14 protein-coding genes and 1 riboswitch are annotated in these 14,669 nt (G+C 34.4%); of the genes, 8 read left to right on the plus strand and 6 right to left on the minus strand.

Annotated elements, in window-relative coordinates; translation table 11 throughout:
• Positions 1-25 precede the first annotated feature (25 nt).
• Together BKP45_RS16760 and cysC are read left to right on the plus strand one after the other, a co-directional pair.
• Positions 26-1,105, plus strand: a complete 1,080-nt coding sequence (locus tag BKP45_RS16760) for an inorganic phosphate transporter (RefSeq protein ID WP_071310214.1) — start codon at positions 26-28, stop codon at positions 1,103-1,105.
• 22 nt (positions 1,106-1,127) lie between these two features.
• On the plus strand, positions 1,128-1,721 hold the full coding sequence (gene cysC, locus BKP45_RS16765) for an adenylyl-sulfate kinase (protein ID WP_071389745.1): 594 nt from the start codon (positions 1,128-1,130) through the stop codon (positions 1,719-1,721).
• A gap of 967 nt (positions 1,722-2,688) precedes the next feature.
• Here the strand turns inward: cysC and BKP45_RS16770 are convergent.
• Entirely contained in the window at positions 2,689-3,066 is a 378-nt protein-coding gene (locus BKP45_RS16770; RefSeq protein WP_071389746.1) for a YppG family protein, read from the minus strand.
• A gap of 218 nt (positions 3,067-3,284) precedes the next feature.
• On the opposite strand from BKP45_RS16770, the gene BKP45_RS16775 reads away from it, so the two are divergent.
• Positions 3,285-3,548 (plus strand): hypothetical protein, encoded by a 264-nt coding sequence (locus BKP45_RS16775; RefSeq protein ID WP_071389747.1) that lies wholly within the window; start codon positions 3,285-3,287, stop codon positions 3,546-3,548.
• Between the two features lie 362 nt (positions 3,549-3,910).
• On the opposite strand, the gene BKP45_RS21795 is transcribed toward BKP45_RS16775, so the two are convergent.
• On the minus strand, positions 3,911-4,012 hold the full coding sequence (locus tag BKP45_RS21795) for a YjcZ family sporulation protein (RefSeq protein WP_084034718.1): 102 nt from the start codon (positions 4,010-4,012) through the stop codon (positions 3,911-3,913).
• A gap of 158 nt (positions 4,013-4,170) precedes the next feature.
• Between BKP45_RS21795 and BKP45_RS16780 the strand changes: the two genes are divergently transcribed.
• Entirely contained in the window at positions 4,171-5,031 is an 861-nt protein-coding gene (locus BKP45_RS16780) for a site-2 protease family protein (protein ID WP_071389748.1), read from the plus strand.
• A 242-nt stretch (positions 5,032-5,273) separates the two neighbouring features.
• On the opposite strand, the gene BKP45_RS16785 is transcribed toward BKP45_RS16780, so the two are convergent.
• From BKP45_RS16785 to BKP45_RS16795, 3 genes are all read right to left on the minus strand, one after another.
• Entirely contained in the window at positions 5,274-5,582 is a 309-nt protein-coding gene (locus tag BKP45_RS16785; protein ID WP_169824099.1) for a hypothetical protein, read from the minus strand.
• A 251-nt stretch (positions 5,583-5,833) separates the two neighbouring features.
• The gene (gene nrdG, locus BKP45_RS16790; RefSeq protein ID WP_071389750.1) at positions 5,834-6,334 is read right to left on the minus strand and encodes an anaerobic ribonucleoside-triphosphate reductase activating protein; all 501 of its coding nucleotides are present in this window, start codon (positions 6,332-6,334) and stop codon (positions 5,834-5,836) included.
• A gap of 18 nt (positions 6,335-6,352) precedes the next feature.
• Positions 6,353-8,227 (minus strand): anaerobic ribonucleoside triphosphate reductase, encoded by a 1,875-nt coding sequence (locus BKP45_RS16795; protein WP_071390138.1) that lies wholly within the window; start codon positions 8,225-8,227, stop codon positions 6,353-6,355.
• Between the two features lie 121 nt (positions 8,228-8,348).
• Positions 8,349-8,538: riboswitch (cobalamin riboswitch) on the minus strand.
• A gap of 630 nt (positions 8,539-9,168) precedes the next feature.
• Here BKP45_RS16795 and BKP45_RS16800 point away from each other — a divergent pair.
• Complete coding sequence (locus tag BKP45_RS16800; RefSeq protein WP_071389751.1) at positions 9,169-9,651, plus strand: hypothetical protein; 483 nt, start codon at positions 9,169-9,171, stop codon at positions 9,649-9,651.
• A 400-nt stretch (positions 9,652-10,051) separates the two neighbouring features.
• Here the strand turns inward: BKP45_RS16800 and BKP45_RS16805 are convergent, their stop codons facing one another.
• Positions 10,052-10,471 carry a ferritin-like domain-containing protein gene (locus tag BKP45_RS16805; protein WP_071389752.1) on the minus strand — a complete coding sequence of 140 codons (420 nt, stop codon included), beginning with the start codon at positions 10,469-10,471 and terminating at the stop codon, positions 10,052-10,054.
• 791 nt (positions 10,472-11,262) lie between these two features.
• Here BKP45_RS16805 and BKP45_RS16810 point away from each other — a divergent pair.
• Genes BKP45_RS16810 through BKP45_RS16820 form a run of 3 tightly spaced genes read left to right on the plus strand, consistent with a single transcriptional unit; the run spans position 11,263 to position 14,513 of the window.
• Positions 11,263-11,658 carry a GntR family transcriptional regulator gene (locus tag BKP45_RS16810; RefSeq protein ID WP_071389753.1) on the plus strand — a complete coding sequence of 132 codons (396 nt, stop codon included), beginning with the start codon at positions 11,263-11,265 and terminating at the stop codon, positions 11,656-11,658.
• On the plus strand, positions 11,645-12,544 hold the full coding sequence (locus BKP45_RS16815; RefSeq protein ID WP_071389754.1) for an ABC transporter ATP-binding protein: 900 nt from the start codon (positions 11,645-11,647) through the stop codon (positions 12,542-12,544). The genes BKP45_RS16810 and BKP45_RS16815 overlap by 14 nt, the downstream gene beginning before the upstream one ends.
• A complete protein-coding gene (locus tag BKP45_RS16820; RefSeq protein WP_071389755.1) occupies positions 12,519-14,513 on the plus strand; it encodes an LTA synthase family protein in 1,995 nt (664 codons plus the stop codon). Before BKP45_RS16815 ends, BKP45_RS16820 begins: the two co-directional genes overlap by 26 nt.
• Positions 14,514-14,669 lie beyond the last annotated feature (156 nt).

The raw sequence follows: 14,669 nt of genomic DNA on the forward strand, positions 1-14,669 counted from the left end.
CCGATAGTAGGAAAGGAAGAGGAAGATGGTATTAATCATCGTAGCTTTTATTATTGCCTTCTTTTTTGCGATGAACATTGGTGCTAGTGGAACGGCTGCAGCAATGGGACCTGCATATGGAAGCGGTGCAGTTAAAACGAAAAGAACAGCGATGCTTATTGTAGCAGTTTTTGCTTTTTTAGGAGCATTAGCAGGTGGAGAGGTTGTTAAAACAATTGGAGGGGGGATTATTCCCTCTGACATTGTAAATGTTGAAATTACAATCATCATATTAGCTGCTGCGTGTTTGACATTATTTATCGCTAATTTACTAGGTATCCCACTCTCAACAAGTGAAGTTGTAGTAGGTTCACTCGTTGGAGCAGGTATGGCCTTTCAAGCAGTATATTTCGACCGTCTCATCGTAATTGTTTCTTTTTGGGTAATTGTACCAATTGTTGCGTTTGTTTTAGCTATTGCTGCTGGTCATCTTATTCGTTTTTTAGAAAGGAAGTTTCCGGCATTAAAGAACAAAGGGAAATGGCATAAATGGCTCGTATTTTTATTAGTTATTTCAGGTGGTTTTGAAGCCTATGCTGCCGGAATGAATAATGTAGCAAATGCGGTTGGTCCCTTAGTAGGTGCAGGATTGATTGAAGTAAGTACAGCTGTTATTGTTGGAGGCTTGTTCGTTTCATTAGGTGCAGTAATTCTTGGTGGGAAAGTACTTGAGACAAATGGTAAGAAGATTACTAGACTTTCATTATTACAAGGAAGTGCCGTTTCTATTACCGGTGGGTCATTAGTTATTATTGCTTCCATCTTTGGTTTACCTGTCCCATTAACACAAGTAACGACCTCAGCAATTATTGGAATTGGAACAGTAAATAATGGTTTTAAGGTAATGCAAAAAGATATTATAAAAAAAATCGCAATGGTCTGGGTAGTTTCGCCTGTTTTTTCTCTAGTAATTTGTTACGGTTTAATTACACTCTTTTTAAAAGCAGATTTTTACACAAGCTTTGTTATTATTAGTGTGTTTATTGCGACGATTGGATCGGTCCAACTGGCTCAAGCAGCGAGAAGAGAAAGAAGCGCTATTCACGATCAAGGTGGCGGAATTTAAATTTTAAAAAGTGGGGGTTACTATGTCAAGCAATATTGTCTGGCACGAAACGACAATTTCAAAGAGTGAACGTCAAGAAAAGAAAGGTCATAAGAGTTGTATCTTATGGTTCACAGGTTTATCTGGCTCTGGAAAGTCTACCTTAGCCAATGCTGTTGAAGCAGCATTAATTCAACGTAACGTACATTCATATGTACTAGATGGTGATAACGTTCGACATGGATTAAATAAAGGCCTTGGGTTTACCGAAGAAGACCGAAAAGAAAACATTCGCAGAATTGGAGAAGTTTCAAAATTGTTTGTAGATGCGGGTGTTATTACATTAACAGCGTTTATCTCGCCTTTCCGTGAAGACCGTGATCAAGTAAGAGCACTAGTAGAAAAAGGGGAATTTATCGAAATCTTTGTAAATGCATCACTTGAAACATGTGAGAGCCGCGATCCAAAAGGACTTTATGAAAAAGCTCGTGCAGGTATTATTCCTAATTTTACAGGAATAAGTTCTCCGTATGAACAACCAGAAAATCCAGAGTTAACAATAGAAACCGATAAACTTTCAATTGAAGAAAGCGTAGCAAAAGTTATTCAATACCTAGAAACGAAAGAAATAATCTAGTCGTATCTATCCTGATGTATAGGAAAGTTTCAAAACTGACTAGTCTTTATTAAAAGAGCGTTTGTTCATAACTGTGTGAACAAACGCTCTTTTATACTTTAAGAAAGTTTAACTTCTCTAAAGGAATAAAGTATAAGAAACACTAGGGCTTTCGCTTTAGGACTTGGTGATAAGCCAAGCTTTTCTAACATTCATTGTGTCCATTTTAGGTAGAATCTCAAACTTAGGTGTCATTTACAGTCTCTTTACCATAGATTAGTAATAAGACAACGCTCATCAGCCATATACATTATAAAATATTAAAACTTGAGGTGAGGCATTGATGAAGGGTATTGATTGGCAAATGGTAAGTTTTGTTGGCTTAACGCTTTTCCATGAATATATTACATGTCGTCGTCTACCGAAAGTGTATTATTGGAATCGACAGTTTATGAAATAATTAATCTTTAGTATAAATGGGTGTATACAAAGTGTATATTCTATTATTCTATCAAAAATAAGGGCAGTTGTTTAGAAGTGTAACTTCTAGCAACTGCCCTATTTTACATAATCAGAATTTATAAATTTCTAACTTGGAAACTGTCTAGCTCCAACGCCCTATCGACTAGAAAGCTTCCTTCGTCTCGTCTAAGATAAGTCGAGAACGAAAGTCTAACGACTTTCGACTCTCCTACATCTCACTCGACTCAGTCAAGCTTATTACGTCTAGAGCTGCGGCGCTTGCGCTTTTCTTGCTGTACTCTAAAAGGAAAGTTTTTATCCCACTCTTAAGGGGCAAGTAAGACCCCCACCTCAAAACTTAAGAAAATCGAGAAGTTTAGGTGGGGGATAAACTGCCCCTAAATGTCCGATATAGAATAACTTTCATCAGTGAAGCTGATGATTAGTTATTCTTATGCCCGTGGTATAAGTTGAACTAACAATCAGTGGGGGATGAAGGAAAACCCCCACTGATTGAAGTTCAGCTTTATTTAAATAGTCCGCCAAACATCTTCATAACTGGGCTTACTTGGTTTACGAAACCCATTGCTGTTTGAACCCCATTTCCAATTTTTTTAAAATCGAGTTTGCCTTCTTCATTATGGAATATACCCTTTTTTGGCTGTTGGAATGAAGACTGAGGTGCCATAAGCTGTTGTGAATAATATTGATGTGAATTTGGTTGTTGATAATAGTGAGGGGGTGGCAACTGCTGATGTTCAAAAGGAGTACCTAATTGTCTTCGTTTCCCAAACAGTCCTTTTGGTCGTGGACTTTCCTGATAGCCATATGGGTGTTGTTGATAGTAAGGATAATGATATCTATGAGGTGGCTGTTGGTACATTTGACTTCTTTGTGGAAACACTTAATCTAATCTCCTTTCTTTATATCTTGTAACAATACTATTTTAATTTATGAATTAAGAAGTAAAAAGGAACGGTTTATTAACTATGAAAATCAAATTTATATAAAAATAGTGAAACTATACTAGTTTGTAGCCTTTTTTATAAAAAAATAGTATATGTACAATCAAAAAATGAAGCTGCAAATAAGATAATTAAAGAATAGGAAAAGGAGGTTACTATGAGTTATTACCAGATTTGTTGTCAGCATAAAGGTAAAGTTGTGCACATTTATGAAAAAACAGGAAAAGTGCATTACGGAAGAATTGTAGAAGTAGACACAGAATATGTTTGGCTAGATCCAATGATTAGAGGACCAAGAGGTTTTGGATACGGCTACGGTGGTGGCTATGGCGGTTATAGATATGGTAAAAACCCTTATTTTGTCCCAGTTGCTCTAGCGGCAGTAGGTGGTTTTGCTTTAGGAGCCGCATTCTTCTGGTAAAAATCCCTTCAATAAAGAGGCTGTCTTTGACAGCCTCTTCTGTGTAAATATTATGCAGTTTATCCCACTCTTAAGGGGCAAGTAAGACCCCCACCTCAAAACTTAAGAAAATCGAGAAGTTTAGGTGGGGGATAAACTGCCCCTAAAGGTCCGATATAGAATAACTTTCATCAGTGATAGCTGATGATTAGTTATTCTTATGCCTGTGGTATAAGTTGAACTAACAATCAGTGGGGGATGAAGGAAAACCCCCACTGATTGAAGTTCAGCTTTATTGAGCTTCATTAATACAGTTATAACGCAACAGTTAATTGTATACTAAACAAAACGGGCGTCATTACGATTGACACTACTTATTTCTCTTAAAGCCAAGCAGTACCGATAATTACAAGTAAGATAAATAATACAAGAATTAGTGTGAAACCACCTATATAACCTGTTGTTGGTGTTGTACAACCTGTCATTTTAAAAAAACTCCTTTTTAAAGTTGGATACAATGTAATGTATGCATACAAACCTAAATTGATAGTAAGCTCTGCACATAACCATTAAATGGTAGATAAAGGTATTTTTTGGCCAAGCTTTGCATAATAATGTAGAAATAATTTTTGGAGGGGAAAAGATGGATAGTACGCTCATGATGTTTTTTATAGCACTTTTATTGTCAGTGATTGTTCATGAATTTGGCCATTATGCTTCATTTCGTCTTTTTGGTGGTAGGGTTGAGGAGATTTCTCTTGGTTTTGGTCCTACACTTCTTCGTAAAAAAATAAATGGTAGTGTACTTTCAATACGTATTTTACCATTAGGTGGTTTTGTGCAACCGAATGAGAAGGATTTTAGTAAATATAATTACATTCAAAAAATTATTTTCTTTTCTGCTGGTATTTTTATGAACTTTGTCTTATATTTTGTCAGCATTGGTTTAACAAGTATAGGTCAAGGGAGAAGTTTTATTAATGGGTTAGTAGTAGCTATGGATGGGTTAATTTACATAGTCACTCATTTAGGGGAACTGTTCAAGTCTCTACAAATTGACCTGTTATTTGGTAGCCAAGGTAGCGTTGAATCTCAAGTTCAAATGGTTCACGATTTCGGTCATAATATGGAATTTTGGATGATGTTAGCTGCAATTAATATTACACTTATTTTGTTAAATAGCTTACCAATCCCTATCCTTGATGGGGGAAGGATTGTCATGACAACAGTTGAACATCTTTTTTTGAAAATTGGTGTTGCCAAGGGGAAAATTGAGAAAGTAACTAATCCTATTTACTTTTTGTCATGGATGTTTGTTATGGGGCTAATTTGTCTACAAATTATTTCTGCCAATACATTTCAACTAATTGAAAATGCAAAGGACTTGAAAGATAATTACGGAATGACAACTATTGAACTGTTCCTTTGGCTAAGTTTAATAACTGTATTTTTTATAAACATTTTTGTATTTGTTTCTAACCGTTTCAAAAGTGTCAGACCCTAACGGACACAGGATACCTTATTTCACCGAATTGATCAAATAATTCGAGCTATCGGACATGAAGTACGCTATTTCATGAAAATCTGCAATATTTGGAGCTAAATTAAGTAAATAACGAACCTGATGTCCGTTAACCCTTTTAAAACACTCCTTTGTTCACAAATAACGGCTCTCTTGTCCGATAGAGTTAATATAATCAACACCGCTTATTGCACTAACATCCTTATTTGAACAACAAATGTCAGTTATTTGATACCATATATTTTGTATCTCATAAATTCAAGAATGGAAAAGTTAATACAAGTAAATATAGGAACGAAAAATGCGAATATAAGTATGCCTAAACTTGCAAATAATCCATCTACTTCTTTCACATTGAAAATTTTGTGAAAAATAATTGTTGCTCCTAATAATAGAAGTGTATTGATACATAAACCTATTAACATTCCTAACCACTTATTTGTTTTCTTTTTATATATCCAAATAGAGGTGATGGTAGATACAATTAAAGAAAATAATAAAGTCATATAAATAGCAATATTCAATTTAAACATCCCAATAATTTCTTGTTCTATTATAGCTTTCGTTAGCTTACTATGTTGCCAGAAAATAGCGTACCACATTGCAAATTGGTACGCTATTTCTATTGCTATATGTTATTTTCTCTCCAAAAGCTGAACTCGTTACTAAATGTGACAGTCCTTTTTAAGGATAAATTCGAACTCAGTGAATAGCTACCATTTCCCCCTGCGATTACTCGCCGTACAAAACATTGCTTCTGCATAAACAAAGGGTGGCCCTTAATCTATAAGACTGATATTACTGGATTTTCTTGTGAATTTTTTGAATGAACTGATGTTCTTAAATAGATAATACGTTGGTTACGACTTCCGCGATAGGTTAGGGAAAGGTCTTTTTCTTTTTCAATGAATCGACCATCTACTAGCACGTCAACATATTCAAGCAGTTCGAGTTCATGTTGTTTTCCTCGTTGTAATAGTTCCTCGATTGTATAGCCAGTGTATGCCCAAATATTTTTTCCAGCTTGCTTCAAAGCTTTTGCTAATGGAACAATGTTTTTAGCTTGGAAAAATGGATCTCCTCCAGAAAAGGTAATATCGTTCAGAGGATTTACACATACTCTTTGCAAAAGTTCTTCCAAAGTATAATCATTTCCGGCATGTAATTGCCAACTTTGTGGATTATGGCAACCCGGACATTGATGCGAGCAACCCGCAAAGTAAATGACTGTCCGTAATCCTTCTCCATCAACAATTGAATCTTCTTTGATTCCAAGGACTTTCAATATTTTCAATCCTTTCTGTTAAGAAGACCTATGCTTAACACGCCTACCTTCTTCTTGTAATTTTGCGTTATTCCAACGTTTCAAGTCACCTACTAAATAACCAGTTATGCGGCGTATTCTTTCAAAGTTTAGCTCTTCAGTTTCACCGCAATTAGGGCATGTATTACCAATAATTCCGCTGTAATCACATGTAATACAACGATCAACAGGATGGTTGATAGATCCGTACCCAATATGCTTTTCTTTCATAGCTCTCACGATTTTTTCTAGAGCCTTTATGTTTGCTCGTGCATTTCCGTCCAATTCAATGTACGTGATATGTCCTGCAAGACACAACTTATGAAAAGGAGCTTCTCTACGTATTTTTTCAAATATTGATATGTTGTACTCAACAGGAATATGAAATGAATTTGTATAATAATCCTTATCTGTAACCCCTTCAATATTTCCGAATTCATCGCGATCTTTTTTTGTGAATTTACCTGAGAGACCTTCGGCAGGCGTTGCAATCACACTAAAGTTAAGCTGATGATCTATTGTCGCTTGTTCTGCGCGTTCTTTTAAACATCTTATAATGTTGTAGCCTAAGTCCAAAGTTTCCTCACATTCTCCATGGTGCTTGCCAGTAAGTGCAACTAGAGTTTCAGCTAGTCCGATAAACCCGATACTTAACGTACCTTGTTTTAGTACTTCGCTGACACTATCATTTGGATTAAGCTTTTCTCCGTCTCGCCATACCCCTTGTGAATATAAGAAGGAAAATTCGCTGGCCGTTTTCGTGCATTGAAATTGAAACCGTTCAAGAAGTTGTTTAATAGTGATGTCTACAGCTTGATGTAATAATTCATAAAACTTGTTGATGTTCTTTTTGGCATTTAGTCCAAGTTTAACTAAGTTGATCGAACTAAATGAGAGGTTACCGCGACCTACTGATGTTTCTTTTCCGTGAATATTACCCATTACCCTTGTTCTACAACCCATGTAAGCAACTTCGCTTTCGGGTGTACCGTCATCATATTGTTGATTAAAAGGAGCATCAAGGAAAGAAAAATTAGGAAATAATCGTTCACTTGTAGTTTCTAAGGCGAGTTGGAACAAATCATAGTTTGGATCACCCTCATTAAAGTTAATTCCCTCTTTTACTTTGAAAATTTGAATTGGAAAAATAGGTGTTTCACCGTTACCTAGTCCTGATTTTGTAGCTTTTAATAATTCCTCAACTAGTAAGCGACCTTCAGGAGAAGTGTCTGTACCATAATTGATAGAGACGAAAGGGACTTGACCACCACCTCGCGAATGCATGCTGTTTGCGTTATGAATAAAGGCCTCACATGCTTGATATGTTTGACGTCTAGTATCTTCCCAAGCTATTCTATCAACCTCTTCATTTGTAAGCTTCCCATTAACTAGCTTCTGTATGGAAGCCTGATTGCTTTCGTAAGTTAACCGAATATACGGAGCCAAATCATAATCAAATTTTTGATATGATTGCCCACCGTGTTGAGTATTTTGATTAGACTGAAAAATAATTGATGCTAGGGCCATTGCGGTTTGAATCGATTTTGGTGGCCGTATTGAACCGTGACCAGTGTTAAACCCTCTTGCTAATAATTTATCTAATGGTATTTGGCAGCAAGTCGTCGTTCCTGTAGGATAGAAATCTTTATCGTGTATGTACAATATATTATCGTCGAAGAATTTTCTAATATCCTCAGATAAAAGGAAATGATCGGTAAACCACTTTCCACTTTCAGAAGCAAATTTATTCATTTTACCTAAAGGAGAACGTCCATCTACATTGGCATTTTCATTTAGGATATCTTTATTCTCATCTACTATTTCTTTGAAACTTTCTATCAATATTTCCAAATTATTGCACCCCTTGTCAAATATTATCAGGTCAAAATAAAAAGCCCTTTCAAACTTGAAAGAGCATGAAACGGCATAGTAAAAGTAGAGAAAAAAAGTTTTTTCCCTTTTTGGCCATTTCAAAATCTTACTCCCCGAAGAAATGAAATCTTTGGAATGAATGGCAGGTCTCCTGGCTAATGCTTCATCCTACTACCTGAGCCTTCCCGTAAAAAAAGTAGTTTTTATACAGTGGTTGTCTCAGTTCGTCAGCACTTACAGTTGCGGGGACAGCTCCGGCTTTAAACCGAATTCCCTATTAAGTCTGAAAAGACACCTTTCCATTCCGATATATAGTATTTTTGTGTGGAAAACACACTAGATATTGAATAAATAAATGATAATTGATTCATAGTTTTTTAGCAAGGTATTTCGTGAATTATACCTACTTTTTTTGACAAATAATTCACGAATATAATTTAACTTTGTTCATTTAGTAATCGTTTTTTGAAAGTATTAGCTAATAAAAATAAGCCAAACCAATATTTGATAATAGTAAGACAATTAGTTTTCCTATCGGTTTCTTTTTATAAATTGTGTAAATACTAGTGTGAATGGTGAGCAGAAAAAGAAAAGGATAATTATTGTATTTGTTTTTCATACGTAATCCTCTTCCCTTAATTAAGCTTTAACAATAGTATTGGTTTTTCGTTAATATCTAATGAGTGAACTTCAACAGTAAAATATGTTTGATACAATTCTAAATGGAGTTAGAGGCGGATTAATTTAGAGACTAGTAATAAAAATTTACATTTTTTGTAATAATATAAAAGTCGAAGTAGGGAGGAGAATAAGGTACAAAAAACTAAAAGTGTGTTAAATAATATAATACATTGGAGGGTGTGTATATGTAGGAATTCACGCTTTTTCAGAAGTGGAGAAATGTACCAAAACCTCTTTGTTAAAAGATGTTTAAGGAGCGGAAAATGAAACAAGGAAAACGAAATTACGAAGCTTTATTTTGGAGTATTGCACTTCCAGGTTTTGGTCAATTTATCAATAAAAAATATTATAAAGGTACCATTTTACTAATCCTTGAAGTCGTTATTAATGTAATGAGTAACTTTAATTTAATAATTGTATATTCATTTAACGGTAACATTGATCAGGCTATAGGAGCGACGAATTATCAATGGCTAATGTTTTATCCGTGTTTTTATTTGTTTTCGTTGTGGGATGCGTATCGAGATGCTAACGAAAAAACGAAACCTTATTTATATTTACCATTTGCTTTTGGAGCATTCTTTGTAACGGTAGGGCTTATATATTCTCCACGTTTACTAATTTTTGGTGTGCTATTAGGTCCTGTTTTTTTACCGATGTTATTTTTAATACCTGGTTTTTTCTTTGGTTTAGTACTTAGAGGACTTTTATTGAAAAGAAATTATCGTGAATTAAGAGTAGGATAAAAAAGGTATAAAATATAAAATTATTACATGCGTGAATTTCATCATTACCAAAACTGAGCTACATAAAAATTGTTAACTAGTCAAAAACTGTTCATTGATGGATGAGAATAATCAATAATAAATCATTTACACTGCATAGAAGCCGCTTGGAGCAAAGCGGCTTTATACATGTTATAGGGAAGTTTTAATTTCACCCCACTCTTAAGGAGCAGTAAGACCCCCACCTGAAATTTAAGAAAATCGAAAAGGTTAGGTGGGGGAGTAACTGCCTCTAAAGGTCCGATATAGAATAACTTTCATTAGCGAAAGCTGATGATTAGTTATTCTTATGCCCGTGGTATAAGTTAACCTAACAATCAGTGGGGGATCAAGGAAAACCCTAACTGATTGAAGTCCAGCTTTATTGGATTAATTTACTTAATAAGAAAGTGTGTTGTCTATCGCGATCTAAGATTTCTTCGATTAGTTCACGACTTTCATCGTCTAAGTCGCTTTTTACAATTTCTTCAGACATCTGAATCCCAAAATCTTCCCCTTTAAGAGCTCCTTTAATTAATCCTTCAGGTGTGTCAGGGAGATTTAGTTGATTAATAAATCCTTGGATAGAACCTACAAATCCTTCATCATCAACAGGTTTGCCTCCTAGATTTTGAATTCTCTTTGCTACTTTCATTGCATGAATTTTATGCTCTTGTTGAATTTGTTGGAATTCCTTCTTAATTTTAGAGTCTTCTAGCTTTTGGATATAATGCTCGTAAGAATGAATTCCCATGTATTGACCTTTCAAAAATTCATTTAGCTCTTTAATAACATGTTCCATTTTTTCACCACCTTATTAATAGTATTTGTGGAATTATTAATGTCATTCTTAATATCTATTTGCCAGTATTTCTTTTCAATTAGTTTGAAACTATTCACTCATAAGACCCTGATAAATTCCCCTTAATTAATCCAGCAGTTAATACAAAAATACAATTGAACCCCAAATTACAATAAACAAAGAAAAGGTAATCAACCAATCTTGTTCAGTCACTCCTAAAATACCAATTTGTTGCTGCTGCTCTGAATTCTAGATATAAGTTTCAAATAATTAATCAAGACTAGATGGGAGATGAAGGATTTCTCCTTCGAAAAAAGACTTGAAATTTTATCCAGAGACGTTATAATAAAACTGTACCACTTAATATAATACGGATAGTACACGTAGTACTATTTGAGAAATAGTTATTTCTAAAATTAATACTGTAATTGTCTCGTCGTCCACTTTTTTAACTGAGTTAGCAGCTTCGAGGTCTGTTTATCCCACTCTTAAGGGGCAAGTAAGGCCCCCACCTCAAAACTTAAGAAAATCGAGAAGTTTAGGTGGGGGATAAACTGCCCCTAAAGGTCCGATAAGTTGAACTAACAATCAGTGGGGGATGAAGGAAAACCCCCACTGATTGAAGTTCAGCTTTATGTAGTATTGAAGGTTTACTTACCTTTAACTTATTAAATCCCAAACAAATATTCTCTACCAAAATGTAGGAGGAAAAAATTGGTTCAAGAGAAACTCTTAAAATATCTACCAAGGTAGATACCGAGTGTCATCATACGAAAGGAGGAAAATAGTGTATGTTTCAATTAGACATGCGTAGTAGGGTTCCAATATATGAGCAGCTAGTAGAAAAAATGAAGGAATTGATTATTCATGAAGTCGTGAAAGCTGATGAACAACTTCCTTCAGTTAGGGCGTTAGCAGCCCAATTAACGATTAATCCAAATACGATTCAAAAAGCTTATCGAGAGTTAGAAAACCAAGGTTATATTTATTCGGTTCCTGGAAAGGGAAAATACGTTGCTCCACAAGCAGATACCACTAATAACGAAAAGGTGAAGAAGATGAAAAAGGAATTAGTGAAATTGATATCTGAAGCGTTATACCTAGGTATGAAAAAAGAAGAGATTTTATCTTTAATATCCATAGCGGAACAATCTGTAAAAGGGGGAGAGCAAGATGATTCAAATTGAAAATATTAAAAAAATATTTGAAGGAAATGAGGCAGTAAGTGACCTTAATCTCTTTATTAAAAAAGGCACTATTTATGGATTACTAGGTTCAAATGGTGCTGGTAAAACAACATTATTAAAAATGATTGCTGGTATCTACAAAGAAGATTCAGGCTCTATTTTTGTAGATGGTCAACCAATTTATGAAAATGTGAAACTAAAACAAAGAACAATATTATTAACAGATACTCTTTACTTTTTCCCTCAATCTACTGTAAAGCAAATGGCTAGCTTTATGAAAAATATGTATCCGAAATGGAATGAAGAACGTTTTCAAAAGTATAAGGAAGTCTTTCCTATTAACATAAATAAGAAAATTCACCTTATGTCTAAAGGAATGCAGCGTCAGGTTGCTTTTTGGCTAGCTTTAGCAGCAATGCCAGATGTATTAATACTAGATGAACCGCTTGATGGTCTTGATGCGGTAATGCGGCAAAAGGTGAAAAATTTGCTTGTACAAGAAGTAGCAGAAAGGGAAATGACGATTTTAATCTCATCTCATAATCTTCGAGAAGTTGAAGATTTATGTGATCATATCGGAATTTTACACAATGGAAAATTAATCATTGAAAAGGAGCTAGATGATTTAAAGTCTGATATTCACAAAATACAAGTGGCGTTTAAAGGTGAAGTCCCAGAGTTATTTCTAAAGCCATTTGATATTTTGTATAAAGAACAGCGTGGTAGTGTCTTGTTATATATTGTTCGAGGTAAAGAAGAAGAAGTATCAGCTCATATTGAGTTTTACCACCCAGTGTTATTCGATGTTTTACCGCTAACGTTGGAAGAAATCTTTATATATGAAATGAGGGATGTTGGATATGCCATTGAAAACGTTATTGTTTAATCGGGGTGTTTTTATTGAGAACACGAAAAATATAGGCTGGATAGGTATTGCCTATTTCCTGTCTTTATTCTTTGCCGTACCATTACAAATTTTAATGATTTATACAAGAGATAACTATTATCGTAGCTATACTTTAGTAGCTGATAACTTATTTCGATTATCTGACGGATTTCAATTAATTTTACTTTCTGTTATCCCAGTGTTACTGGCACTCGTTTTATTTCGTTATGTACATGTCAAACTATCAACTGATTACATTCATAGTCTACCAATAAAGAGGGAAGCTTTATACCATCAGCATGTGTTATTTGGATTAGGAGTACTTGTTATACCTGTTTTTTTTATAGGCCTTATTTTATTAATCATTAGCAGCTTTATAGAGTTGCCACATTTATTGAGCTTAGCTGATATCGCTACTTGGATGGGGACGACAATACTATTCACAGTCTTTATATTCATGGCAGCTGTATTTGCAGCAATGTTTACAGGAATGTCAGTTTTACAAGGAGTTTTGACGTATATTTTGCTGTTCTTTCCAGCTGGAGTGACCATGTTGTTATTTATGAACGTGAAATATTCCTTTTATGGAATTGCGGTAGATTATTATTTAAGCAAAAAAATAGAAAAACTTATTCCTTTTGTTAGAGCAAGTCAATTAGGCTTTGAGGCATTAACTGGAAAAGAAATTTCCGTGTATTTCCTCTTTATTGTGGTATTTTATGTAATTGCACTCTTAGCTTATTGTAAACGAAAGGTTGAAGTAGCTTCACAAGCAATTGCTTTTAAGTCACTAGAACCGGTATTTTTATATGGGGTTACCTTTTGTGCCATGCTTCTTGGTGGGTTGTATTTTGGAGAAACACAAAATTCAACCAGTTGGTTGCTATTTGGTTATGTTTTTGCATCTATCATAGGTTATTTTGTAGCCTTAATGATAGTCGAAAAAACGTGGCGTGTTTTGACAAAATGGAAAGGGTATGGAATTTATGCCCTAAGCATATGTGTGTTGGCAATTGTATTTCAATTTGATATAACTGGATTTGAAAAACGAATTCCAGCCGTAGGAGATATTGAACGTATATATTTTGCTCCTCATTTTTACTTAATGGACGGTCATGATTATTATATAGAAGAGGAATATTTGACTCAAAACTATTATTATCAGGACGAACAAAATAAAGAAAACATAGTTGCTCTTCATGAACAAATTATTAAGAAACAAAATTCTAACGAAAAAGGTGGTTGGGAACGAAGGCAATTCGCAATAGCATATGAATTGACAAGTGGAAAACAGCTGGTTCGCCACTACCAGGTTCCTGTCACATTTCTAGAAGAGCATAAGGGTTTGTATGGAGCAATCATTGAATCTGACGAGCACAAATATAACGTAAATTCAGTATTAAGAATTACTGATACTAACACAGTTGATAAAATTACCATTATTTCTAACCGAGGAACTCAACAAGTTTCTTTAAATAATCGTTCTGATATTTCAGAATTTCATCAAATTTTACAGACGGAAATAATGGATGAAACTTATGATGATTTGATGGATGATAGGTCTGAATGGTCAAATATTGAGTATTTATTAAGTGATGACAAAAGGGTATTTTCAAGTTGGAAAAAATCTCATGATCAGATTGAAGCTTGGCTTCAAGAGAGAGATTTAGTGAAACAAGCACGATTAACGGCTGATGATATTGATTTTGCAGTAATAGTTAAAAGAGATGAGCGGCATCTATATGAATACATGAGGTACGAAAATGATCTACTTAACTTTGAGAAAACACCTGGTAGTATTCGAATTGAAGAGTTTGATGAGTTAGAAGAATGTTTACTAGCATCATCATGGAATGATTCAGGTAAATATGTTATCGCTTATTATTATGAAAAAGATACTTTCTCACCTTTATTTGAAACGATAGATGATAAACACGTTCCTGAGTTTATTAGGAAAAAATTAAATTAACATCTAACTCTGCAGTTCGGATAACGTGAAAAAACATTAAAATATAGAAAACGCACAGATCATTCTGTGTGTTTTTTAGTTAGATTAATATTTATGGTTTGCATGTTTACCTGCTCCTTAGGACACAGGTTCCGTTATTTTAGAAAGAAAACGAAT

The organism is Anaerobacillus alkalidiazotrophicus, from assembly GCF_001866055.1.

Bases quoted from the DNA above. Each gene is read 5' to 3' on its own strand.
- BKP45_RS16785 (WP_169824099.1), bottom strand. From the start codon at position 5,582: ATGTTTAAATTGAATATTGCTATTTATATGACTTTATTATTTTCTTTA.
- BKP45_RS16805 (WP_071389752.1), bottom strand. From the start codon at position 10,471: ATGGAACATGTTATTAAAGAGCTAAATGAATTTTTGAAAGGTCAATAC.
- cysC (WP_071389745.1), top strand. From the start codon at position 1,128: ATGTCAAGCAATATTGTCTGGCACGAAACGACAATTTCAAAGAGTGAA.
- BKP45_RS16815 (WP_071389754.1), top strand. From the start codon at position 11,645: ATGATTCAAATTGAAAATATTAAAAAAATATTTGAAGGAAATGAGGCA.
- BKP45_RS16810 (WP_071389753.1), top strand. From the start codon at position 11,263: ATGTTTCAATTAGACATGCGTAGTAGGGTTCCAATATATGAGCAGCTA.
- BKP45_RS21795 (WP_084034718.1), bottom strand. From the start codon at position 4,012: ATGACAGGTTGTACAACACCAACAACAGGTTATATAGGTGGTTTCACA.
- BKP45_RS16820 (WP_071389755.1), top strand. From the start codon at position 12,519: ATGCCATTGAAAACGTTATTGTTTAATCGGGGTGTTTTTATTGAGAAC.
- BKP45_RS16800 (WP_071389751.1), top strand. From the start codon at position 9,169: ATGAAACAAGGAAAACGAAATTACGAAGCTTTATTTTGGAGTATTGCA.
- BKP45_RS16780 (WP_071389748.1), top strand. From the start codon at position 4,171: ATGGATAGTACGCTCATGATGTTTTTTATAGCACTTTTATTGTCAGTG.
- BKP45_RS16760 (WP_071310214.1), top strand. From the start codon at position 26: ATGGTATTAATCATCGTAGCTTTTATTATTGCCTTCTTTTTTGCGATG.
- BKP45_RS16775 (WP_071389747.1), top strand. From the start codon at position 3,285: ATGAGTTATTACCAGATTTGTTGTCAGCATAAAGGTAAAGTTGTGCAC.